We start from the raw sequence: 21,612 nt of genomic DNA on the forward strand, positions 1-21,612 counted from the left end.
GCCTACCCGGCGGCGGCATCCTGGCGGCGCGGCGCTGCCACCAGCGGCTCGATCTGGTCCGGGGCCAGCGCCGGCGTCTCGTGGTCAGGAGTGACGACGGCATACCGGTTCTTGCCGTCCTTCTTGGCGACATACAGCGCCTGGTCCGCCCGCGCCATCAGCCGGTCGGGGAATGCGCCGACATCCTCGGTCCATTCGGCGACGCCGATCGAGACCTCGATCGGGACCTCGGCGCCGGCACAGGCCTCGGCATCGTCGCGGCAGACCTGCAGGATGCGCCGCGCGATCATCGCGCCCTCGCGCAGCGAGGACGCCGGCAGCACGATGCAGAATTCGTCGCCGCCGGTGCGCGCCAGCATGTCGCCGGGGCGCAGTCGGGTCTGGGCCATCAGCGTGAAGTGCTGCAGGCAGGCATCGCCAGCGGCATGGCCATGGGTGTCGTTGATGATCTTGAAGCCGTCGAGGTCGATCACCAACAGCGCGAACGGCCGTCGCGAGCGCTCGGCGCGCGCGCACTCCTCGCTCAGGCGCTGCATCAGGTGACGGCGGTTGGCGACGCCGGTGAGATCGTCGAGCAGCGCGAGATCGGCGACCTCGTTGCGCAGCCGGTCCACCGCCATCAGCAGGAAGCCGAAATTGAGCGACATCGACAGGAAGATCAGCAGCAGCACCGCGGCGGCCTGGCCGCTGGTGGAGTGGCTGAAATTGAAATCGGCGCCGATGAACGCCCCGATCGACCGCGCAGCAAACACCGCGATGATCAGAACGGACAGCAGGCCGGCCAGCCGCGCTCCCGGATTGATGGGCCCGCGCCTCGCATCCAGCACCAGCCGCGCGATGATCGCCATGGGGACCGCCTGCCCGATCGAGTAGCACAGGATCCTCAGCGGACCGTGGTCGTATGCGTATTGGAAAAATGCGATCGACGCGCAGGTCATCGCGACGACGGTCAAGCTCAGCCGCCACGACGCCCTGTAGCCGTAGAAGCGCTCCACGCCCATCGCCGCGAGGCAGATCGCGAAGGTCATCAGCGAGCCGCCGGCCAGCAGCGGAACGAACGAGCCGAAATAGAACCGCGTCAGCGCGAATGTCGCCGCCGGCGCGCACATGAACGCAGATGCCGTCCAGTACCGTGCCGAATCCAGATTGGGATAGCTGCGCATCACGTAGGCCCAGATCAGGCCCAACGCGAGGAAATTGACCACGAAGGCGGTCCACAGCGTCGGAACGTTCAGCATCCCGACAGCAGGACGCCGCAGGCCCTGTCCTCGATGTTCAATAACGCCACGCTCATGAGCTACTCTGTTGTTCGGGGCAACATGGGCGCGGCGCAGTTAACGGTTCCTCAAGGGCGCAACCAAGATTGCGCCTTGGTTTTGAATCAATGAAGACACTTTTCACAATCCGCTAACCTTGTCAGGACCCGAGCGCCAGCGGCGCAACTGGCCGGCCAATGCATCGAGCTGTGGATAAGCGCAACGGCGCTGGTGACGGCGTGAGGCAGAGCTTCGCGAATCTGCTGGGATCGACACCCGAGGCTGATGCATGGCTGGCGTGCGCCAGCAAAGCCTCGAAGTCGCGTTGCAATCCATCAAACTCCTGACGAGGATTCCATGGCGAAGAAGGCGAAGAAGGCCGCAAAGGCCACCAAGAAAGCTGCGAAGAAGACCAAGAAGGCTGCCAAGAAGAAGTAGTTGCACTTCCCGGGTGGGAGCGCGGCTTCCACCCGGCTCTCAGTTGGCTCGACCGCTAGCCGATTCTACTACGTCTCCACCGGTCGGCGTTTGCCACGCATCACCCTTTGAGCAACGCTGGCGGCGCGAGACCTTGCCTCATCCGATATCGGGCGTGCGCTCGAGCGTCACCTCGGCCTCGCGCAGCACGTCCAGCGGCGCCCACGGCTTGCTCCAGAACTTCGTGCCGCCCGGCAGCGGCTGCGACAACGGGCGGCCAGACGTGACGACCACATTGATGTGGGGGTGACGCGCCTTGGCGACATGGGCAAGCTCGACCCCGTTCATGCGGCCCGCCAGATTGACGTCGGTCATCAGCAGCACGATGCGATGCCCCGGCTTGTTCAGGACGAGTTCGGCGGCCTCCGCGCTCTCACACGCGATCACGTCGTACTCGCTCTCTTCGAGCAGCAGCGTGATCATCTCGCGCTGCGCCAGATCGTCTTCCACGATCAGTGCGGTGGCGCGAAAAGGTTGCGACTGTCCCATGCAGGTCCTCCACGAATGTGTGCTCGTAAAGTAATGTGAGTTAAAAGCTGAACCGCCGGATGGTTCGGTTCCAATCAGAAAAAGTGGCAGAAAACCCAGCTGCAATTCAACCAGGCACGTGGAACCGGTCCATCAGGGGAGTGAAGCGACAATGACGATCATTCGAGGCGCAGCTGCCGCCGTGACAGGCGCAGCCAGCGGTATTGGCCGTGCGCTGGCGCAGGAGCTGGCGGCGCGCGGCTGCGATCTCGCACTTGCCGATCGCGATGAGGCGGGCCTCGCAAGCCTCGCCGCCGAGCTCACCGCAAGCGGCCGCAAGGTGACCACGCACCGGCTGGACGTCAGCGATGTGGCTGCGGTCACGCAGTTCGCCGAGGACGCGACCCGCGCGCATCCCGGCCTCAACATCGTCGTCAACAATGCCGGCGTGGCACTGTTCGGCAGCTTCGCCGAGATCGATCAGGCGGAGATGGACTGGCTGTTCAATATCAATTTCTGGGGCGTCGTGCACGGCACGCGCGCGTTCCTGCCGCATCTTTCGCGCCGGCGCGAAGCGCATGTCGTCAACCTGTCCTCGATCTTCGGCATCATCGCTCCGCCCGGCCAATCGGCCTACGCCGCGGCAAAGTTCGCGGTAAGGGGATTTTCCGAGAGCCTGCGCCACGAGTTCACAGCCGCCGGCAGTCCGGTGCGGCTGTCGGTCGTGCATCCCGGCGGGATCGCCACGGCGATTGCGCGCAATGCTCGCGCTGGCCACGGCATGACCGACAATGCGCGCCGCGTGCAGGCCATCGAGCGGTTCGAGCGGCTCGCCAGGACCAGCCCGCGCGACGCCGCGTTGCGGATCATCCAGGGCATCGAGCGCAATGAGCCCCGCATCCTGATCGGCAGCGATGCCCGCTTCATGGATCTCCTGCAGCGGTTCATGCCGGGCACCTATTGGCGCGTGATGGCGAAGCGGCTCGAGAAGGCGGCCGCGAAGCAGGCGTGAGCCACGGGACAGGAGGCCCCGCCCCGGCTCGCGCCCGTGGCGGATACGCCGGAGCGATCGGCGTGTCGGCAACCTTGATACGTCAGCCGCCCAACGAGCGGTCAGGCCGCTCTGATATGGGCCAGGAACTGGTTGACCTCGCTGCGCAGCCGGGTCGACTGCTGCGCGAGTTCGCCGGCCGCCGACAGCACCTCGTTGGCGGCATGGCCGGTCTGCACGACGCCGGACGTGACGCCCGCGATGTTGCGCGTGACGTCCTGGGTCTTGCCGGCAACGACGTTCACACTGCCGGCGATCTCGCGGGTCGCCGCGTCCTGCTGCGCGATCGATGAGGCGATGATGGTCGAGATCTCATCGACCTCCTGGATCGTGGCGCAAATCATGCCGATGCTGTGGACGGCAGCGGCGGTTTCGGCCTGAACCGCGGCGATCTGAGCCCCGATCTCTTCCGTTGCCTTGGCCGTTTGGGTCGCCAGCGTCTTCACTTCGCTGGCGACGACGGCGAATCCCCTGCCCGACTCGCCGGCGCGCGCGGCCTCGATCGTCGCATTCAGCGCCAGCAGATTGGTCTGGCTGGCGATCTGGGTGATGAGCGCGACGACCTCGCCGATCTTGCCGGCCGCGAGGTTGAGCCGCTGCACCTTGTCGTTGGATTGCTGCCCTTCGTCCGCCGCCTTGCGAACCACGGACGACGCACGCTCGAGCGTCTTGCTGATCTCGTTCATCGAGGATGACAGCTCTTCGGCCGCCGAGGCAACGGTGTTGACATTGTCCGATGCGGAGCCGCACGCCTGCGATACCGTCAGGGCCTGCTGTTTCGACTGATCGATCGTCACCGACATCGAACGGGCGGTCGCCTCCATTTCGATGGCCGCAGCCGACACTGCGTCGACGACGCCGCGGACGCTGGCCTCGAAGCCATCGGCCACCTCCATCAGCATGCGGCGCCGGTCTTCCTCGGCACGAGCCTGGGCCTTCTCCTGCTCCGCCTGCAGATCCCTCATCCGGACGGCGTTGTCCCTGAAAATCGAAACGGCGCGTGCCATCTGTCCGACCTCGTCCTTGCGCCAGTCGGCCGGGACGCGAACGTCCAGGTTGCCGTCGGCGAGCTCGCGCATCGCGCTCGTCATCTGGACGATCGGGCGGGAGATGCTGCGCGCGATCAACAGCCCGGCGAGCGCGATCAGCACGAGGCCGGCCAGCGTCATCCCGATTGCCAACGCCCCGGCGCGATTGCGAGCCTGGATGAACTCGCTGTTGTCCATGACGATCTCGACGGCACCGATCGGCTTGCCGGAGAAATCCTTGATCGGGCCCAGCAACGCGACGACCGGAACACCTTTGAGCTGTCCTTGGCGCGACAGGAAGCCGCCGGCCGACGCCTCCCGATAGTCGCCGCTTGCGAAGAAGGAGGTCTCCCCGATCGTCGTCGCGAACAGCTTGAAGCCGGTGTCGCCAGCCAGGCGGAACGCGACGTCGACACTGCGGCTGCGTTTGAACTCGTCGAAGAAGTTTTGGCCAAAGGTCAGGCCGAACTCGACCGAGCCCAGATGTTTGCCGGCGGAAACGATCGGTACGACGCCGCGGAGGCCGAGGCCGGCAACGCCGCCCTCCAGCCCGACGATCGGCTTGCGGTCGGTGTTGGCGGCCACCACCGTCTTGCGGAATCCCGACAGATCGTCGCCGAACTTGGCCGGCTGGTGCACCCGCAGGAAGGACATCGCCGGCGGCGTATGAAACTGAAACTGGTCGACACCGTAATCGGCCTTCAGGCTGGCCATGCCCGCACCGAACAGCCGCATCAAGGCGTCGCGGTCGTTCTGCGCCATGGCGTCCTGGACCGCCGGGATCTTGGCGACCACCGCGCTCATCGCTTCCGCGCGGGTCGACTCCAGCTGCAGGCGCGAATTGAAGGCGTCATATTGGGCGTGGAGTTCGCGCTCATTGGCGCGGTCGATGATGCCGCCGATGATCCACATGGCGACCAGCAGCACGAAGAGGGCCGTCGCTGCCGCACCGATCACCAGAGAAAGGGTGATCCGGGTTCTCAAGCCAACAAACTTCAACATGCGATCCTCGAACGTCGACTGGTGTCCGAGTATTGCAGCGCTGCAACTAATTATTCCTGAACGAGTCAGCCATTGTAGCGGACTAACAGCAAACTCTCGCGACGGGGCGGCGCGACGTTGCTAGCGAAACTCCCGTCCCCCGACTTGTTATTAACCTGCCGCAATCCCCGTTGATTGCAGACATGCCGACGTTCAACTTCGCATATCTTCGATCTCAGGCCATGACATCGCTGAATGTCGGGCTGGTCGGACAGTACGAGCCTACGCGACAGGGCCGCCCCGCGCCCGCCAGCCGCTCATGCCGCCGGCATAATGGCGGATATCTTGCCGCCCGGCCGACAGCGCCCGCCGCAGGGCGGTGGCCGAGCGGCCGCCGGCCTGACAGATCAGAACCACCGGCTTGTCGTGCACGAGGTTGCCCGGGTCGAAACGCGACAGCGGGTGATTGACGGCGCCCGGGATGTGGCCGCCCTTGAACTCATGCGGCTCGCGCACGTCGACGATGACGCAGCTTCGCTGCTGATGCGCCCGCACCAGCTCATCATGCTCGATCGCCGGCACGCTGGTCGACCCCGTCAACCTGCTGAACAGTCCTGATAGCATGGGAGGAACCTCTCACTGTTTGACGTAGGGGCACTCGGGCGACTCAGCCTAGCCCTGCGTCCGCTTCGCCTTGGCCTCGGACGCTTCGACCCAGAAGAAGAACGCACCTGCGCCGATCGCGAGCGCGGCGAACCAGACGCCATCCGGCACGCCGGTGATGTCGGGCAGCCGCACCTTGCCGAGCGCCCAAACATTCAGGACGTGGGCCTTCACCCAGTCGAAGCTCAGCGCGTAGAGGATCGCGCCGACGATCATGCCGAAAGCGCCGACTGCGGCATGCACGCTGCCGCTGGCGATGGCGCCGAGCGCGGTGCCCGGGCAGTAGCCGTAGACCACCATGCCGATGCCGAAAAGCGCCGCGCCGAGCGCGACCGCGAGCATGTTGGCGTCCTTGACGTAGTATTTGGTGTTGCCGGTGTCGACCAGCAGCAGCACGCCGATGCCGCCGACGACGATCGCGGTGCCCATCACCTTCAAGACGGTGAAGTCGCGCAGCCGGAACTGATTCTCGATCACGTTGCAGCTCGTGACCTTGCCCTGCTGTAGCAGATAGCCGAACACGGCGCCCATCAACAGCGGGCCGGCGATGCTCATCAGCGACGTCATGGCCCTTCTCCTACGCTTTGCGGAACATGAGGCGCGACACGAAAAGGCCGGTCGCGAACATCACGGCGAGGAACAGCCAGCTCGACAGCGCCAGTTGCAGACCGCCTGAAATGCCGTGTCCGCTGGTGCAGCCGCCGGCCAGACGCGCGCCATACATGATGACGATGCCGCCGAGAAACGCAGCGACGAAGCGCTTGAACACCGACGGACCAAAGCGCTCCCTCCAGACCTCCGGCACCAGCTCGAGGCGCCACGTGCCGGAGATGACCGCCGACAGGAATGCGCCGAGCGGAATGCCGACCAGAAACCAGACGCCATAGTCCCATTTCAGCGGCATCGACTTCCAATAGCTGTTGGCGGCGACGGCGTCGGATCCGATCACCGGCGCGGCGAACAGCGCCGCGATGCGCGAGAACGCCGTCGTCACGCCGAGCGGGTCGCCGAACCCGGCAAAGGCCACCCAGCTGAGGATGCCGATGCCGGCGCCGACCAGATAAGGCGACCAGTCGATCCCCCGGGACGTGCCCAGATCCTTGACCATGACGTCGTTCATCATTGCCACGACGGGTCCTCCTGCTGACGCGGCCCAGCGCCGCGACCGACGTACGCCACTATATGCATATATTCGAATTTATGCAATTATAATTCAGCGGGTGCCGATAGGTGACGATGCCGATAGGTGAAGAGGCGGGGCTCTGCGGCAGCGTGACGGTGAGGAAACAGCGGCACTGACGACTTCGGGAACGGCAGCCCCGCGCAAGCCGCGGCGGAGCTTGATCCGCCGCGGCCCCACGCGCTCTATTCATGTCGGCGCGGGCCTCGCAAGCCCATCGTCACCACGCGACTCGGTCGCGCAGCTTGCCGCGGCCGCAGGGAGAAGTCATCGAGATTGGGCTCGCAGGCCAACGCAGAAGCGATGGCCGGCGAGGGGTGGCCGGGGCCTGCGCACCTGTCCAGCACCCCCGACGCGGCCCGGCGAATGGCGGCGAGATCGGATCTCTGCGGCTCTCGGTCGCTGCGAGCTCCTAGGCGGCTCTCACGCCGGCGATGAACTTCTTCACTTCCATGCTCAGTCTGGCACTGTCGTCGGCCAGCGATTTCGCGGCGGACAGCACCTGGGACGCGGCGGTTCCGGTATCGACGGCGCCGCGCTGCACATCCGCAACGTTGGCCGAGACCTGCTGCGTTCCCGCCGCCGCGTGCTGGACGTTGCGCGAGATCTCCTGCGTCGCGGCGCCCTGCTGCTCCACGGCCGATGCGATCGTCGACGAAATCTCCTGCAATTTCTCGATGGTGATGCTGATGTCGCGGATGGCACCGACCGATTGCTGGGTGGCGGACTGGATGCCGGAGATCTGCTGGCCGATCTCGCCCGTGGCCTTCGCCGTCTGCTCGGCCAGCGCCTTGACCTCGGATGCGACCACCGCAAATCCGCGGCCGGCCTCGCCGGCGCGTGCGGCCTCGATCGTTGCATTCAGCGCGAGCAGATTGGTCTGTCCGGCAATCGTATTGATCAGCTCGACGACGTCGCCGATGCGGGCAGCGGACTTCGAAAGCTCGCTGACCTGTTCATTGGTCTTGCGGGCCTGTGCCACCGCCTCATTGGCCATCCGGGCCGAATCCTGGACTTGCCTGCTGATCTCGTTGACGGACGCGGAGAGCTCCTCGGTCGCAGATGCCACCGACTGCACATTGGTGCAGGCTTCCTCGGAAGCCGCGGTGACGGACGTGGCGAGGTTCTGGGCTCGGCTCGCCGTGTTGCTGAGCCCGCCGGCGTGACCCTCCAGAGTGCTCGATGCCGTGGACACGGTGTCGACGATCTCGCCGACCACGGCCTCGAAGCGGCCAGTGATCTCGTCGAGCCGCCGGCTGCGTTCCAGTTTCACCTCCGCCTCTTTCGAAGCGATGTCGTCGGCCTGCTTCTTCGCAATCAGGGCGGTCTTGAAGACCTCCAGGGCGTCGGCCATCATGCCTACTTCGGTCTTCTGGCCGCGATAGGGGATCTCCATCGCCAGGTTGCCCTCACCGAGCGCCTGCATCGGCCTGATGATGGAGGCGATGCACCGGGAAATGTCGCGAACGAACCAGCTTCCGATGCCGATGCCGGCGAGAACGGCAAGGACGATGACCGTCGACATCAATTCAAATGCCTCCGCATAGCCATCCGCGGCGATCTTGGTTTCGGCGTCGGCGCCACGATTGTTGAGGTCAATCAGCTTCCGAAGAAATTCGTCCGACTGATTGGCGACGCTCCGGACCGTCTTGTTGAACAGATCGCTCGCCTGCTTGGTCGTATTGCCGTTCCCTGCGCGCAGCACCTCGAGCACACCATCGGCAGCCTTGACGTATTGCTCCCAGCCCCGCGACCAGCTCTCGAACAGGCTGCGCTCCTCGGCCGACGAGATCATCGCCTCATAGGAGCGGCGCGCCGTCGCGATGACGACGAGCGTTGCCTTCATGTTGCGGTCGAGATTGTCCTTCTCCTCAGTCGTATCAGCCGTCATGTAGGCCCGGAGCTGCGCCCGATTGAGGTTGATCGCCGAACGCAACTCGCCGAGCACGCGCACGCTTGGCAGCCAGTTCTTGGCGATCATTTCGGTATGCGTATTGATTGTCTGCATGCCGCGGACGGCCAGCAATCCGACGATGGACATCGCCACCAGCAGCAGCGCAATGACGGCCGCCATCTTTGCTCGAATGGAGAGTTGCGACATCTCGCGTGCCTTTCGTCGTCCCGGCGATTCGTATCGGTCCGCCGCATGATTGCGCCGTCCCCCGCGCGACGGTAACACCCGACCTTCGCAAATTGGTTAACATGCGGGATCTCCAGAATGGGATCTACCAACGTGATGTTCGGGCGTGATGGTCCGAATGCCGTGTTCGGCGCGCATCTCCTGTAGCCAACCGCGGACTACGCGATCTGCGCGCCGGCGTGACGACGCAAAGACGCGTGTCTTCAGGTTCGATCCGATCTGATCAGACAGTATTTTTCGTCAGAGGCTGGAAGTGCGCCGACACACCAGGCATCGACGAGCCTGTGACCGGAGATTCATGAATGCTGCTCTTTGACGCTACATTTGCAATGCCGCTCGGCAGAGGCAGGCTCGCTTCCGCAGGATGCCTCAAGAAGGCATGGCGGAGGGCGACTGAACCGGGCTCTGCGCCGGCTTGGTGGCGAACAGCCAGCGGTCGACGACAAAATCGGTGACGGCCGCACCCAACCACATGCCACCGAGCACGATCCACGCTGTGAGCGCGAACACCGATGCCCCGGTCACGCCGGCGCCAACGGCGCAGCCGCCCGCCAGCATCGCGCCGAATCCCATCAGGACGGCGCCGATCATGTAACGGCGCATGCCGCGCCCATCCGAGAAGCCTTCGAGATTGAGTTCGCGCGCCAGCGCGGCCGCAACGAACGAGCCGATGAACACACCCGGAATGATGCCGAGATCGAAGCCCGGCTTCAGTTGCGGGCTGGCGAGCACCTGCATCAGCAGCTCCGCCGAAGGACCGCTGAATGTCAGGCTCTTCAGCGGCACCGGCGAGAACGAGGCCTGGCCGAGCTGATAGGTGAGGAGCCAGCCCCCGGCGACCGCCGCGCCCGCGGCCACCGCCGAGCGCAGGATCTTCGGGCCAACCTGAAACTTCGACACGGCGGCGAGCCCGGCCAGGAACCACAGCATGCCGAAGCCGAGCTTCTCGGGCGTACCGCCGCCGAACAGGCTCATGATGTCGCGCGACGGTCCGCCGTCAACGAGCCAAAGATTGGTAAGCCACTCGCGTGCCGGCGCGAGCAGTCCGCGATAGGCGGACTGCGCCGTCACCGCGAAGATGAGACCGGACAGCAGCGCCCGCAGATTGCCGTTGGCCGAGAGCACCAGCAGACGGCTGGCACAGCCTCTCGCGAGGATCATGCCGCAGCCGAACAGCGTGCCGCCGATCATTGCGCCGGAAATGCTGCCCTGCTGCGCCAGCTGGCGCGCTTCGGACACGTCGAGCAGGCCCATCGCCACCAGCGCCTGGGTGCCCAGCAGCGCCGAGGCGAAGGTGAGGAGCCAGACCGCAAGCCGCGGACCGCCCTGCCCGCGCGCGAACTCGATCGTGGCCGCCCGGAGGCAGAAGCGGCTGCGCTGGGCGAAGAAGCCGAACGCGCCGCCGGCCGCGAGCCCGCACAGCAGCGACACCAGCTCCTCACCCAGAAGGTCGATCAATGCGGTGAGCACAGGCGCTCCCGTCGTTCAGGCCGGCCGCTCAACCTGCCGGGCGGCATCGGCAAGGACGCATGTGCCCGTCACGGGCGCAGGTAGGCGTATCCACTCTGCTGCAGCTCGGTGAGGCGCACGACGCCGCCCTTCTCCGCCACCGCAAAGCCCGGCAAGAGATCGTCGAGCTTCACGCCCTGCGCCTTCATGGTGTTCGCACAGGCCTCGAAGCCGACGCCGGCCTTCATGAGGCGCTCGGCCAGAGCCGAGATGGTCTGGTCGGCCGAAATCGCATGAAAGGCCCGCAAGCCCGGACCGTGGATCACCAGGCGAATGTCTGCGCGTCCAGGTCCTCCGGTGCCATCGACGTGGTTCTGGAGGTTGCCGAGAACGAACAGGGCGCGGTCCTGATCGGCGAGATGATAGGCGACGCGCTGGCGCGGAGATTCCGTCGCCGCGCGTGCGCTGCTGACACCGAAGATTCCAAACAGGCTGGCAAGACCAGCTTGCATCAAAGATCGACGTTCCATGGTGGCTCCTAGCGCGCGGCTGCAATGAATCCTGCGATGCGATCAGCGGCATCCTCGGCGGCGAGATCGCGAAAGAAGTGATCTGCGTCGTCAATCGTCTCCAGTCGGACACGGCTGCCGGCGCGTGAGGCCAGCGGCGCGAACGACGCTGCCACGTCCGGCACCGTCTTGTCTTGCGCTGCCGCAAGCACCAGAACCGGCAGGCTCACATCGGCGATCAGCGCCGCCGTATCCTGGCGCCGGTCGGCGCGATAGAAGGCTGCAAATGCGCGCGCCGTCACCTTGGCATCGCGGCAATAGATGAAGCCCGGCACGGACATCCAGTCGCCACCACGGCCTGTTGACACAGCGGCTTCAGCCTTGTCGAGCAGCGGCGCCAAGGGCTGGCCATAGCTCTCTGCATAGGCCGCCTTCAGGCCGGTCTCGATGCCCACTGTGGCCGGTGCCAGCAAGACCGCGCCTTCGATCGCCGCTTTCGGGTTGGCAACCAGATAGCGTGCGAGCTGATTTGCGCCGCGCGAATGCCCGAGCACGAAAATCCGCGTCGAGGTCTTGCGCGCCTCGGCGAGCCAAGCGGCGATCTCTTCGATCGCATCATCCGGCGCGTAGTCGTGCGGCTTTGCGCAATCGTACATGCCAGTGCGGCGATCGAGACCGAGCACGAGATTGTGCGCGAGCGAGGCGATGCCCCGCTCGGCCAACGCCTTGGACAGGCCCTGGATGGTCTCCATGTCCTTGTGCGCGAGCGTGCCGTGCGTCATCAGCACCAGCGGCACATCCGGTCCAGACTGCGCCGGCAGTCGGAGCGTGCCGAGCGCCGTACGCCCGCCGATCGTGAGTTCGCGCGGCTCCTCGGCCGCGAATGCGATCGACGCAATGAACGAGACGACAAGAGCGAGCCACCACCGCATCGCAAATTCCTCAGGGACGCACGATCGTCCAGTTCTTCTCGGACAGCTCCAGCAGGGTCGCGACCCCGGTCTTGACGACCGTGACACCATCGAGCAGAGGCGGCCGCCGTCCCTCCTTGCTCGCGAGCGTCTCCAAGGTATTGCCGCAGGCGATGAAGCTCACATTGGGCATCGACTTGGCGAAGCCGAGCACCCGCTCCTTCACCGGCGAGCGGTCGGCCAGCAGCATGTCGAGGCCGCCATTGAACGCGACGATCACGATCTCGACCTCCGCGCCCTCGCCCGAATAGTGGCGGGAGACATTCGCGGCGACGTCGAGCACCGCGCGCATCTTGGCCGGATCCTCGTCGCTGATCTGCAACGCGAGCCTATGTGGCTCGGCTGCAGCGGCGATGGATGCAACCCCGCTTCCGGCCAGGGCGACGGATGCGGCCGCCAACAGCATCTCGCGGCGGCTGCATCCGGCAATCCTCACTCGACGCCTCGCGGCTTGCCGTCCTTTTCTTCCGGCGTGACGTCGACCGCCGTCGCGCGTCCGGTGATCTTGACCGGCGCGATGCAGTTCTTCATGCAGGGATCCTTCTGCCAGAACGCCTTCTCGCTCGTGGCCCGGTCATCCATGATGAACCCGCCCTCGTTCGGCATCTTGATCGTGGCGAGATTGCTGTTGCTCAGCTCGAAGTTCTGATCGGTGATCACGTCGTTCAGATAGAGCACATAGGCGACCAGCGCATAGTACTCGTCGACCTTCAGCGACTGCGGGCTGCCGAACGGCATCGCGTGGCGGACGTAGTCGAACAGCGTCGAGGCATAGGGCCAGTAGGAGCCGACCGTCTTGACCGGATTGTCTGATGTCAGCGATCCCTTGCCGCCGGCAAGCACCGGCCAGCGGCCGGCGCCCTCGCCGAATTCGCCATGGCAACTGGCGCAATTGTCCATGAACAGCTTCTCGCCCTGGGCGACGGTGCCCTTGCCGACGGGCAGCCCCTGTCCGTCCGGACGCACGTCGATATCCCAGCCGCGAATCTCCTCGGCGCTCGGAGCTCGGCCGATGTTGAAGCGCTGCGGCGCCTTTACATCAATCTTGGCCTCAGTCTTCTCGCCCGGGCCGCCGGCGAATGCCACCGAGCCCGCAAGGGTTGCGAGCGCTGCGGCGGCAATGATGAGCTTAGGCGACCTCGACATTCTCGACCTCACCGTTTGCCTGCACGTGCCAGGTCTGGATGCCATTGTTGTGATAGATGGAATTGTAGCCGCGCACCTTGCGCAGTTCGGCCTTGGACGGCTGGACGTAGCCGGTCTCGTCCTGGACCCGCGACTGCAAGAGCAGCGGCTCGCCGTTCCAGTCGAACTCGTAGTAGAAGCGCGTCAGCGCCTTGTCGAGCACCGGGCCGTCGATCCGCGCCGGCCACCAGTTGCGGCCGCCATCGAGCGAGACGTCGACGCGCTTGACCTTGCCGTTGCCCGACCACGCCAGGCCCGACACGATCGTAAAGCCCTTGCCATGCTTGATCGGCGCCTGCGGGCTCGGGCTCGTGATCACCGACTTCGCATCCATCGCCCAGGTGAAGCGTCGCGCCTTGCCGTTCGGCAAAAGATCCGTGTACTTCGAGGTCTCCTCGCGGGTGTGCCAGGGCTGGTCGCCGACCTTGATGCGGCGCAGCCATTTGACCCAGAGATTGCCCTGCCATCCGGGGACGACCAGACGCATCGGGTAGCCCTGCTCGGGATACAGCGCCTCGCCGTTCATCTTGTAGGCGATGATGCAGTCGTCGAGCGCCTTCTCGATCGGCAGGCTGCGATCCATCGACGCGGAGTCGGCGCCCTCCACCAGCAGCCATTTGCCGTTGGTCTTGACGCCGGCCTCTTCGAGCAGGGTGCGCAGCGACACGCCGGTATACTGCACGCAGTGGATCATGCCGTGCGTGAACTGGCAGCCGTTGAGCTGGGCGCCGCGCCATTCCATGCCGGAGTTGGCGGCGCATTCCATGAAGTGGATCCGGTTGACGCGGGGATAGCGCTTGAGCTCGTCGAGCGTCAGCAGCAGCGGCCGCTCGACCAGGCCGTGGATCATCAGCCGGTGATCGGCCGGATCGACGTCGGCCACGCCGCCGTGATGGCGTTCGAAGCACAGCCCGTTCGGCGTGATGATGCCTTCGAGCTCATGCAGCGGCGTGAAGCTGACCGAGGATTCGCGCGACGCCGTCAGCCATTCCACGTCGCGGCGGATGACGTCCTTCTCGAACTTCGACGGCTTGCCGTAGGGCCGGACGGCGACGCCCTCGCCGAGGGTGCGCGTCCATTCCGGCACGTTCGGCGGCTGGTTGGCGGGATTGCCGGCGCCGGCACGCGCCTGCGAGGCCAGCGCCGTGGCGGCAAGACCGCCGGCCGCAGTCAGGAAGCCACGGCGCGAGGCGCGTGGGGCTGAGGGAAGTGATTTGTCCTTGGACATCGTCGTCACACTCCGGAGACTTTGACGGCCCGATTGGGCTCGAGACGAACGGTTTTCTGGCGCTGCAGATAGCTCGACACGACCTCCCAGATCGGCGGCCCCTGCGTGCCTTCGTTGACGCTGGCCCAGCCCGCGACCTGATACTCGCGCGCCGGATCGATCGCGGCGCCGGTCTTGATCAGGCGCATGTCGGAGATGCGCTGTCCCTGCGGCTTGTTGACGTCGATCGCGTAGGACATGCCGCCGATGCGGACCATGTCGCCGCCCTGCTGGTAGTAGGGATCGACGTTGAACAGGTTGTCGGCGACGTCCTCGATGATCTCCTTCAGCCGCGTGCCGGTCATGCCCATGCGATAGACGGCCGGATAAGTGATCGCGGTGGCGTTGGTGACGTCCTCGAAGGTGATGTCCTGGCCCGGCATCACGCTTGTGCCCCAGCGGAAGCCCGGCGACAGCGCGATCTCCGCATCGCGCTCCTGCAGCAGCGCCTGGCAGATGAGGTCATCGAACGTGCCGTTGAAGTTGCCGCGGCGATACAGCAGCGTCTCGGTCCGTCCCAGGGGGCGGGCGAGATCGGCGGCAAACGGCTTGCGTACCTCGGCGATCTTCGCCGCCATCGCCGGATCCGGCGTGATCACGTCGGAGAACAGCGGGATCAGCTTGTAGCGATAGCCCTTCACCTCGCCGTCCTTGACGTCGAGATCGAGCCGCGAGACGAACTTGCCGGACGACCCTGACGCGATCAGCAGCGTCTTGCCGACCCTGACCGCTTCAGGCAGCGCATCATGGGTGTGACCCGTGAGAATGACGTCGAGACCCTTGACGCGGCTGGCCAGCTTGCGGTCGACGTCGAAGCCGTTGTGTGACAGCAGCACCACGAGGCCGGCGCCGTCCTTGCGCGCCTTGTCGACCTGGGTCTGAACATCCTCCTCGCGCACGCCGAACGACCAGTTCGGAATCATCCAGCGGGGATTGGCGACGGGCGTGTACGGGAACGCCTGGCCGAGCACCGCGATCTTGACGCCGCCGCGCTCGATCATGGTCGAGGCCTCGAACGCCGGCTCGTTCCATTCGGTGTCGCGGATGTTGAGGCCGAGGAAGGGGAAGCCCAGACCATCGACCGCCTGCTTGACGCGCTCGGTGCCGTAGGTGAACTCCCAATGCCCCGTCATCGCATCCGGCTTCAGCAGCGCCATGCAGTCGATCATGTCCTGGCCGCGGGTCTTCAGCGACGACCACGATCCCTGCCAGGTGTCACCGCCGTCGAGCAGCACGACCTTGTCGCCGCGCTCGGCACGGATGGCCTTGATGACGGTAGCGGCGCGGTCGAGCCCGCCGATCCGCCCGTAGGTCTTGGCGAGCGCCTCGAAATCCTCCGAGGTCAGCGCATAGGCCGACGACGAGCCCGGCGCGATGCCGAAGCGGGTGAGGAAATCCTTGCCGGTGACATGCGGCGGCTGGCCCTTGGCGTCGCCGACGCCGAGATTGGTCGACGGCTCGCGGAAATACAGCGGCATCAGCTGACCGTGGATGTCGGTGACATGCACCAAGGTGACGTTGCCGACCGGATCGAACGCCAGCAGTTCCTTCTCGGTCAGCTTCTGCTGAGCAAAGGCGCGGGTCGTACCCGCAAGACCGGAGCCACCCGTCAAGGCAGCCGCCGCCAATGCGACCTGAACGAATTCGCGACGCGATATCATGATGTGTCTTCCTTGTGGCCGCGGCTAGTTGCGGACCGACGGTGTCTCGACGGGCAGACCGATGCCGCGCCAGGCGACGTAGACTTCGAGCGCGAGGAACTCGTCCGACAGCGGCTTGTAGGGCACGCCACGAACGTCGAACATGCAGCCCTCGAACCGCTCGTGCAGCGGGACCAGGCGCTGATCGCGCAGCCGGTAGGTCGGGAAGCCGTTGGTCTGGCCTTGGCTGAGAAAATCGGCGCGCATGAACTTGCCGTTGTTCTTCTCGTGGCAGGAGGCGCAGGCGAGATCGAGCTGGCCGACCCGCGTGTAGTAGATCTCCTTGCCCTTCTCGAACCATGGCGACATCGGGCCGTCGGTCTTCACCGCCACAGGCATGCCGCGCGACTGATAGCGGACGAAGGTCGTCATGTCCGTCAGCTCCTTGGACTTGAACGGCCAGGGCTGCGCCTTCATGTGTTCGGTGCGGCAGATGTTGATCTGCTGCTCCAGATTGACCGGCTTGTTGAGCTTCTCGCTCCATTTGGGCATGGCCGCGCCGACGCCCTTCATGGTCTTTTCCGCCTCGCCGTGGCAGCTCATGCACGACTTGCCTTCGCCGCCATCGACCGTCTTCCAGACGTCGGCGGCCCGCTCCACCGCGAGGAAACCGGGATTCTCCAAGTCGTCATCCTGGAGCGCGCGCGTTTCCTTGGTGCGGAACTGATAGCCCGAGATGATGGTCTTGAAGACGTGGCCGGGAGGCGCCGGAATGCCCTTCCGTTCGGCCTCCTGGCCGAACGTCGCGATGGCCGACAGGGCCAGCGCAGCCGAAGCCAGGACGGCGAGAGAACCGTAGCGAATGGACATCCGTCACTCCTCCTAGCGATCACACGCTACCGATCAGGCCTTCAACGCGATCTTCTCTTCGGCCGTCACGACGGAGCCATCGTCATCCGTCCACGCGAACTTGAACGTGCCTTCCTCGTCGATCCTTGCGTCGAACTGGATGTACGGGTTGGCGGAGATCGCCGGCTCCAGAGCGCAGGAGAACACCGGCTTGCCGTTGAACTCGCAGGTGAACTTGTTGATGATCTTGCGCGGGATCGGCTTGCCCTGCGCATCCTTGCGCTGACCCGATTCCATCAGATGCGAGACCAGCGTCTTGATCTGGATGATCTCGCCCTTCTTGGCTTCCTTCGGAAGCTTGATGCGCGGCTTGTCTGCCATGTTCGTCTCTCCCCTGTCTCAGCCGCCGCAGCCGCCGATGGTGACCTTGACGGTCTTGCGCTCTGTGAAGAGCGAACCGTCACTCATCTTCGCGACCGCGATCACGTTCTGGGTCTGCGCCAGACGGATACGGATCGACGCCTCGGCCTTGCCGGACATCGGCGTGAACATCAGCGTGGCGACGCCGCCGTTCGGATTGCCGTCGGCCACGAACAGCACTTCCTTGACGTAGTTCTCGGCGGTCATCGGACTTTCGACCGAGAGCGCGAGCGGCACGGTGTTGCCGTTCTCGGCGATCTCAGGCAGATCGAGCGTGATCTTGCCCTTGGCCGCTTCCTTGCCGCCGGTGAACTTCTTGATCATCTCGGCCGCGTCGTTGCTCGGCTCGGCGTTTGCGGCCATCGGCAGCACCGTCAAAGCGACGAAACCGCCGCCGAGAAGGAACGCCTGTCGTCTGTTGATTGCGCCCATGCATCATCCTCCAGAGGCGGTTATTTCAATGTTTCGAGATAGGCGACGACGTCCTCGACCTGCGCGGCGGTGAGGACGGGTTTGCCGACGAACTCAGGCCTGACGCGATTGAGTCCGTCGTTCTTGTAGAAGGCGGGCATCACCGTGTCGGTGAAGATGCGCTTGGGATCGGCGACGATCAGGCGCAGTTGCGCCGTGTTGTAGCGGGTCGCGACGCCGTCGAGCGACGGACCGAACTCGCCGTGAAACTCTTCCGACTTCAGCGACGACACCTGATGGCAGGCGAGGCAATTGCCCAGCGTCCGCGTCAAGAACACCTTCTTGCCGGCATCGGCATTGCCGGGCGCGCCCGTCAGCGATTTCGGAATGGCGTAGTCGACGACATCGAGCCTGATCGGCTCGTCACCTCGCGCGGTTGCCGACAGCAACACGCACAGCAAGGCGGCCGGAATCAAACGGCGCATGTTTCCACCCTGACCGACGAGGCGTCCCCTCGCCTTACGATGACACGACGGACTTACGATCCATCATATTCAAGAATTATGATTTGATAATGTGATTGGTGTCAAGCGTATTTCGATGCCGCAGTGCACTCAACCCTTGGTCGAAGCGAGATAGTCGCGGAATGTGCCGCGCTCATAGGCCCTCTCGCGCACGAAGCGGAACATTGCGAGGAAATGCGGCGGCTTGAGATAGCCCGGCGCGCGCGCCACCTCGCGCGCGAGCGGCTCCTTCGTAGAGACGCCCTCGGCCGATGGCGGAAAGAACTGGAACGTCGGCGTGAAGCGGATCGCGTAGCGCTCGGCGAGCTCCTTCTCGGCGAGCTCCTTGCCGTCGAAGTCGATCACCTTGCGCGCGCCGAGCAGGTTGAGCTGCAGCACTTCGAAATTGGCACGGATGTAGTCCGCGATCTCTTGATCGGCAAAGTTCACCAGATGCGTCTCGCGGCAATACGGGCAGCCGCGCAGCTCCCACATGATCGCAAGCCGTTTGCCTTCCGATGCCGCGCTTTCGAGATCCTCGCGCAGGTCCAGGAAGCTGTTGAGAAACCAGGACTGGTGATAGAGCCCGTCGTCGCCCAGCACCGCGTCGGCCTGCGCCGGCGCTGAGGCCAGGCCGACCGCCGCCGCGGCAGGCAGCAGCGCAACCAGATTGCGCCGTGTCATCGTCCGGTTCGTCGTCATCAGCCTGCTCGCGCGCTTTGCCAAGTCACTGGCACCAAGTCCACTTTGCCAAGTCCACGGAATTTCGATACATGATATTCGAATAACAGAATGTGAAAAGGACATTCGATGCTGCGCCGCGTCATGATGCTGTCGCTCGTGCTGTCATGCCTCACGCATGGCGTCCGTGGGCACGCCGAAGGGAACGCGGATGTTGCTGCCTTCATGCACTCGGCGATGGCCAGCCTGCGCACAGCCGCGAGCTATGGCCGCACCGGCAATGTGGGCCTGGCGCAGATCGAGCTCGACGACGCCCGGATCGCCTGGGGCAGGCTCAGCCGGCTCGCCGAGCGCTCCCATGCGCCCTATTCGGCCAGATCCTTTGCAGAGCTGATCGCCACCGGCAACGATCGCCTGAAGCAGGCGGACGAAGCGCTGACCGCAGGTGACGGGGCACGCGCTGCGGCGGCCATTGCCGCGTTGCGCCGGTCGCTTCACGCCCTGAGGCAGGACGCCGGCGTGGTCGAGCTCAGTGATTGCGTGTTCGACCTGTCACCCGTCATGGACGCGTTGCGCAACGCCGCGGCGCGGTTCGCAGCGGGCAAGGCCGAGCCTGGCGAGGTCGTCCAGGCCGGCACAGCGCTGCGCGAGCGGCTGCAACGCTGCAACGGCCTCGCCACGCCCGACGTGGCGAGTCAGGCCGAATTCCGCCGCCTGATCGACGGCGCCACGACGAGTGCCAACGAGATCGGCCGTGCTGCGCGCGAGAGCGACGCCGGCCTGGTGCATCGCTATGAGATCGAACTGCAGTCCTTCGTCAATCTATTGGACTTCCGCTTCGGCTGATCAGCCGATGGTGGCGAGCGACGGAAAGCGCTCGAAGATCCATTCCGACATCCGTGGGATCACGCCGGCGAGAAAGGCAGCGCCGGTCAGGACGAGAAAGCCGCCCATCGTCTTCTCGACCAGGGGGAGATGCGGCTTGATGCCCTTGAGCATGGTCATGAACTGCCCCGTAAAGGCAGCGGCGATCAGGAACGGGATGCCGGTCCCGACCGAGTAGGCGGCGAGCAGCAGCGCGCCCTTCCCCACCGTCGCCTCCGCGCCGGCCATCATCAGCACGGCGGCCAGGACCGGCCCCGCGCACGGCGTCCAGCCGAAGGCGAAGGCCAGTCCCATCACGAACGCACCGAGCAGGCCGGCCGGCTTGCGTCCGACGTCGATCGTCGCGCTCCGGTACAGCAGCGGAATCCGGAGCACCCCGAGGAAGTGCAGCCCCATCGTGATGATGACGAGGCCGGCGAGGATGCCGAGCTGGCTGAGATGGCCGGCGATAAACCGTCCGAACACCGACGCGGTGGCGCCGAGACCGACGAACACCAGCGAAAAACCGCCGACGAAGCACAGCGCCGTCAGCACCGTCCGCCGCCGCTGGGCCATGCTGGTTTCGCCGATCGCGTCGGCCGCCGAGACGCCGGCCATGTAGCACAGGAACGGCGGGACCAGCGGCAGAATGCACGGTGACAGAAACGACAACAGACCCGCGGCCAGCGCGGCGCCCAGCGTGACGTCGAGATCCATCTTTCCTCCCGGTCGGCCAGCGCTGCGTGCCCGGCCTGCCGGGCGGGATTCGGAAATCGCGCACTAGTACATATTCGAATTTAATGATAGATTGACCGACAAGTCCAGAGAGGATCTCGGCATGACCGGCAGAACTGCATCGCGCGGATTCGCAACGCTCGCAGGAGCGGTGGTGACCGGCATTTGCCTCTCGTCGCCGGCTTTCGCCTCCGAGCTCGTGATGTTCGAACGTCCGGGCTGCGGCTGGTGCGCCCGCTTCAACGCGGAAATCGGTCCGATCTACGACAAGACCGACGAGGGGCGCGCGCTGCCGCTGCGACGGGTCGACCTTGCCAAGCCGCTGCCGACGGACCTGTCCGGTATCGATCCGGGAGCGTTCACCCCGACCTTCGTGGTGGTCGATCAGGGCCGCGAGATCGGACGCATCCGCGGCTATCCCGGCGACGCGTTTTTCTTTGGGATGCTGGGTCGTATAATGAATGCTACAAGCGGGGCGCCGGCCCGCTCCTGACGCCAACCGAGGGATCCCGAATTCATGCCGCTGCCGAACTTGAAGGACATCGAAACCTCTGCCGAGCTCGAGCAGATGATCGAGAAGGCGCGGGAAGCCAGCGAGATGCTGAAGGCGCTGTCCCACGAGTCCCGGCTTTTGCTGCTCTGTATCCTCGCCGAAGGCGAAAAATCCGTCACCGAGCTCGAGCAGTTCCTGGGCGAGCGGCAGTCGACCGTCTCGCAGCAGCTCGCCCGTCTCAGGCTCGACCGGCTGGTCACGACGCGGCGCGACGGCAAGACGATCTACTACAGCCTTGCGAGCGAAGATGTCCGCAAGATCCTGACGGCGATCTACGACGTCTATTGCGAGCCGGTCCGCAAGCGCCGCCGCTGACAGGTTCGCCCTCGCG

The 21,612-nt window shown here is 65.1% G+C and carries 24 protein-coding genes; 4 read left to right on the forward strand and 20 right to left on the reverse strand.

Annotated elements, in window-relative coordinates; genetic code table 11:
* Positions 1-2: 2 nt before the first annotated feature.
* Positions 3-1,238: a GGDEF domain-containing protein gene (locus tag QW845_RS31855; RefSeq protein ID WP_315805470.1), complete on the reverse strand. Its 1,236-nt coding sequence runs from the start codon at positions 1,236-1,238 to the stop codon at positions 3-5.
* A 594-nt stretch (positions 1,239-1,832) separates the two neighbouring features.
* Complete coding sequence (locus tag QW845_RS31860) at positions 1,833-2,222, reverse strand: response regulator (protein ID WP_315805471.1); 390 nt, start codon at positions 2,220-2,222, stop codon at positions 1,833-1,835.
* A 151-nt stretch (positions 2,223-2,373) separates the two neighbouring features.
* Between QW845_RS31860 and QW845_RS31865 the strand changes: the two genes are divergently transcribed.
* Positions 2,374-3,213, forward strand: a complete 840-nt coding sequence (locus QW845_RS31865; RefSeq protein WP_315805472.1) for an SDR family NAD(P)-dependent oxidoreductase — start codon at positions 2,374-2,376, stop codon at positions 3,211-3,213.
* A gap of 101 nt (positions 3,214-3,314) precedes the next feature.
* Here QW845_RS31865 and QW845_RS31870 read toward each other — a convergent pair whose 3' ends face one another.
* The 17 genes from QW845_RS31870 to QW845_RS31950 all read right to left on the reverse strand — a co-directional run bounded on the left by QW845_RS31870 (position 3,315) and on the right by QW845_RS31950 (position 19,150).
* Positions 3,315-5,282 carry a methyl-accepting chemotaxis protein gene (locus QW845_RS31870; RefSeq protein ID WP_315805473.1) on the reverse strand — a complete coding sequence of 656 codons (1,968 nt, stop codon included), beginning with the start codon at positions 5,280-5,282 and terminating at the stop codon, positions 3,315-3,317.
* A 261-nt stretch (positions 5,283-5,543) separates the two neighbouring features.
* Entirely contained in the window at positions 5,544-5,885 is a 342-nt protein-coding gene (locus QW845_RS31875) for a rhodanese-like domain-containing protein (RefSeq protein WP_315805474.1), read from the reverse strand.
* 48 nt (positions 5,886-5,933) lie between these two features.
* Positions 5,934-6,491: a YeeE/YedE thiosulfate transporter family protein gene (locus QW845_RS31880; RefSeq protein WP_315805475.1), complete on the reverse strand. Its 558-nt coding sequence runs from the start codon at positions 6,489-6,491 to the stop codon at positions 5,934-5,936.
* Between the two features lie 10 nt (positions 6,492-6,501).
* A complete protein-coding gene (locus QW845_RS31885; RefSeq protein WP_315805520.1) occupies positions 6,502-7,044 on the reverse strand; it encodes a YeeE/YedE thiosulfate transporter family protein in 543 nt (180 codons plus the stop codon).
* A 472-nt stretch (positions 7,045-7,516) separates the two neighbouring features.
* Positions 7,517-9,205 carry a methyl-accepting chemotaxis protein gene (locus QW845_RS31890; protein ID WP_315805476.1) on the reverse strand — a complete coding sequence of 563 codons (1,689 nt, stop codon included), beginning with the start codon at positions 9,203-9,205 and terminating at the stop codon, positions 7,517-7,519.
* A 408-nt stretch (positions 9,206-9,613) separates the two neighbouring features.
* Positions 9,614-10,714, reverse strand: a complete 1,101-nt coding sequence (locus QW845_RS31895; protein WP_315805477.1) for a YeeE/YedE family protein — start codon at positions 10,712-10,714, stop codon at positions 9,614-9,616.
* 68 nt (positions 10,715-10,782) lie between these two features.
* Positions 10,783-11,223 (reverse strand): DsrE family protein, encoded by a 441-nt coding sequence (locus QW845_RS31900; protein ID WP_409997992.1) that lies wholly within the window; start codon positions 11,221-11,223, stop codon positions 10,783-10,785.
* 8 nt (positions 11,224-11,231) lie between these two features.
* Complete coding sequence (locus tag QW845_RS31905) at positions 11,232-12,134, reverse strand: alpha/beta hydrolase (protein WP_315805478.1); 903 nt, start codon at positions 12,132-12,134, stop codon at positions 11,232-11,234.
* Between the two features lie 10 nt (positions 12,135-12,144).
* Entirely contained in the window at positions 12,145-12,579 is a 435-nt protein-coding gene (locus QW845_RS31910; protein WP_315805522.1) for a hypothetical protein, read from the reverse strand.
* Positions 12,580-12,605: 26 nt separating this feature from the next.
* On the reverse strand, positions 12,606-13,364 hold the full coding sequence (locus QW845_RS31915) for a cytochrome c (protein WP_315805479.1): 759 nt from the start codon (positions 13,362-13,364) through the stop codon (positions 12,606-12,608).
* Positions 13,303-14,586 (reverse strand): sulfite dehydrogenase, encoded by a 1,284-nt coding sequence (gene soxC / locus QW845_RS31920; protein WP_315805480.1) that lies wholly within the window; start codon positions 14,584-14,586, stop codon positions 13,303-13,305. The genes QW845_RS31915 and soxC overlap by 62 nt, the downstream gene beginning before the upstream one ends.
* 5 nt (positions 14,587-14,591) lie before the next feature.
* A complete protein-coding gene (gene soxB, locus QW845_RS31925; RefSeq protein WP_315805481.1) occupies positions 14,592-16,286 on the reverse strand; it encodes a thiosulfohydrolase SoxB in 1,695 nt (564 codons plus the stop codon).
* Between the two features lie 24 nt (positions 16,287-16,310).
* Positions 16,311-17,135 (reverse strand): sulfur oxidation c-type cytochrome SoxA, encoded by an 825-nt coding sequence (soxA, locus tag QW845_RS31930; protein WP_315805482.1) that lies wholly within the window; start codon positions 17,133-17,135, stop codon positions 16,311-16,313.
* 33 nt (positions 17,136-17,168) lie between these two features.
* Positions 17,169-17,495 carry a thiosulfate oxidation carrier complex protein SoxZ gene (gene soxZ / locus QW845_RS31935; protein WP_315718309.1) on the reverse strand — a complete coding sequence of 109 codons (327 nt, stop codon included), beginning with the start codon at positions 17,493-17,495 and terminating at the stop codon, positions 17,169-17,171.
* A gap of 18 nt (positions 17,496-17,513) precedes the next feature.
* On the reverse strand, positions 17,514-17,966 hold the full coding sequence (soxY, locus tag QW845_RS31940) for a thiosulfate oxidation carrier protein SoxY (RefSeq protein ID WP_315805483.1): 453 nt from the start codon (positions 17,964-17,966) through the stop codon (positions 17,514-17,516).
* Between the two features lie 20 nt (positions 17,967-17,986).
* Positions 17,987-18,430, reverse strand: a complete 444-nt coding sequence (gene soxX / locus QW845_RS31945; RefSeq protein ID WP_315805484.1) for a sulfur oxidation c-type cytochrome SoxX — start codon at positions 18,428-18,430, stop codon at positions 17,987-17,989.
* Between the two features lie 129 nt (positions 18,431-18,559).
* Entirely contained in the window at positions 18,560-19,150 is a 591-nt protein-coding gene (locus QW845_RS31950) for a thioredoxin family protein (protein ID WP_315805485.1), read from the reverse strand.
* A 108-nt stretch (positions 19,151-19,258) separates the two neighbouring features.
* On the opposite strand from QW845_RS31950, the gene QW845_RS31955 reads away from it, so the two are divergent.
* Positions 19,259-19,975: a hypothetical protein gene (locus QW845_RS31955; protein WP_315805486.1), complete on the forward strand. Its 717-nt coding sequence runs from the start codon at positions 19,259-19,261 to the stop codon at positions 19,973-19,975.
* Here the strand turns inward: QW845_RS31955 and QW845_RS31960 are convergent, their stop codons facing one another.
* Positions 19,976-20,710, reverse strand: a complete 735-nt coding sequence (locus QW845_RS31960) for a cytochrome c biogenesis CcdA family protein (RefSeq protein ID WP_315805487.1) — start codon at positions 20,708-20,710, stop codon at positions 19,976-19,978.
* A 121-nt stretch (positions 20,711-20,831) separates the two neighbouring features.
* Here QW845_RS31960 and QW845_RS31965 point away from each other — a divergent pair, with 121 nt between their 5' ends.
* Together QW845_RS31965 and QW845_RS31970 are read left to right on the forward strand one after the other, a co-directional pair.
* Complete coding sequence (locus tag QW845_RS31965) at positions 20,832-21,221, forward strand: thioredoxin (RefSeq protein WP_315805523.1); 390 nt, start codon at positions 20,832-20,834, stop codon at positions 21,219-21,221.
* Between the two features lie 24 nt (positions 21,222-21,245).
* Positions 21,246-21,596, forward strand: coding sequence for a metalloregulator ArsR/SmtB family transcription factor (locus QW845_RS31970; RefSeq protein ID WP_315805488.1), 351 nt, complete (start codon positions 21,246-21,248; stop codon positions 21,594-21,596).
* The last annotated feature ends 16 nt before the right edge of the window (positions 21,597-21,612 follow it).

The sequence above is a fragment of the Bradyrhizobium sp. SZCCHNS3002 genome (genome assembly GCF_032377435.1).
In the GTDB taxonomy this organism is placed as follows: Bacteria; Pseudomonadota; Alphaproteobacteria; order Rhizobiales; family Xanthobacteraceae; genus Bradyrhizobium.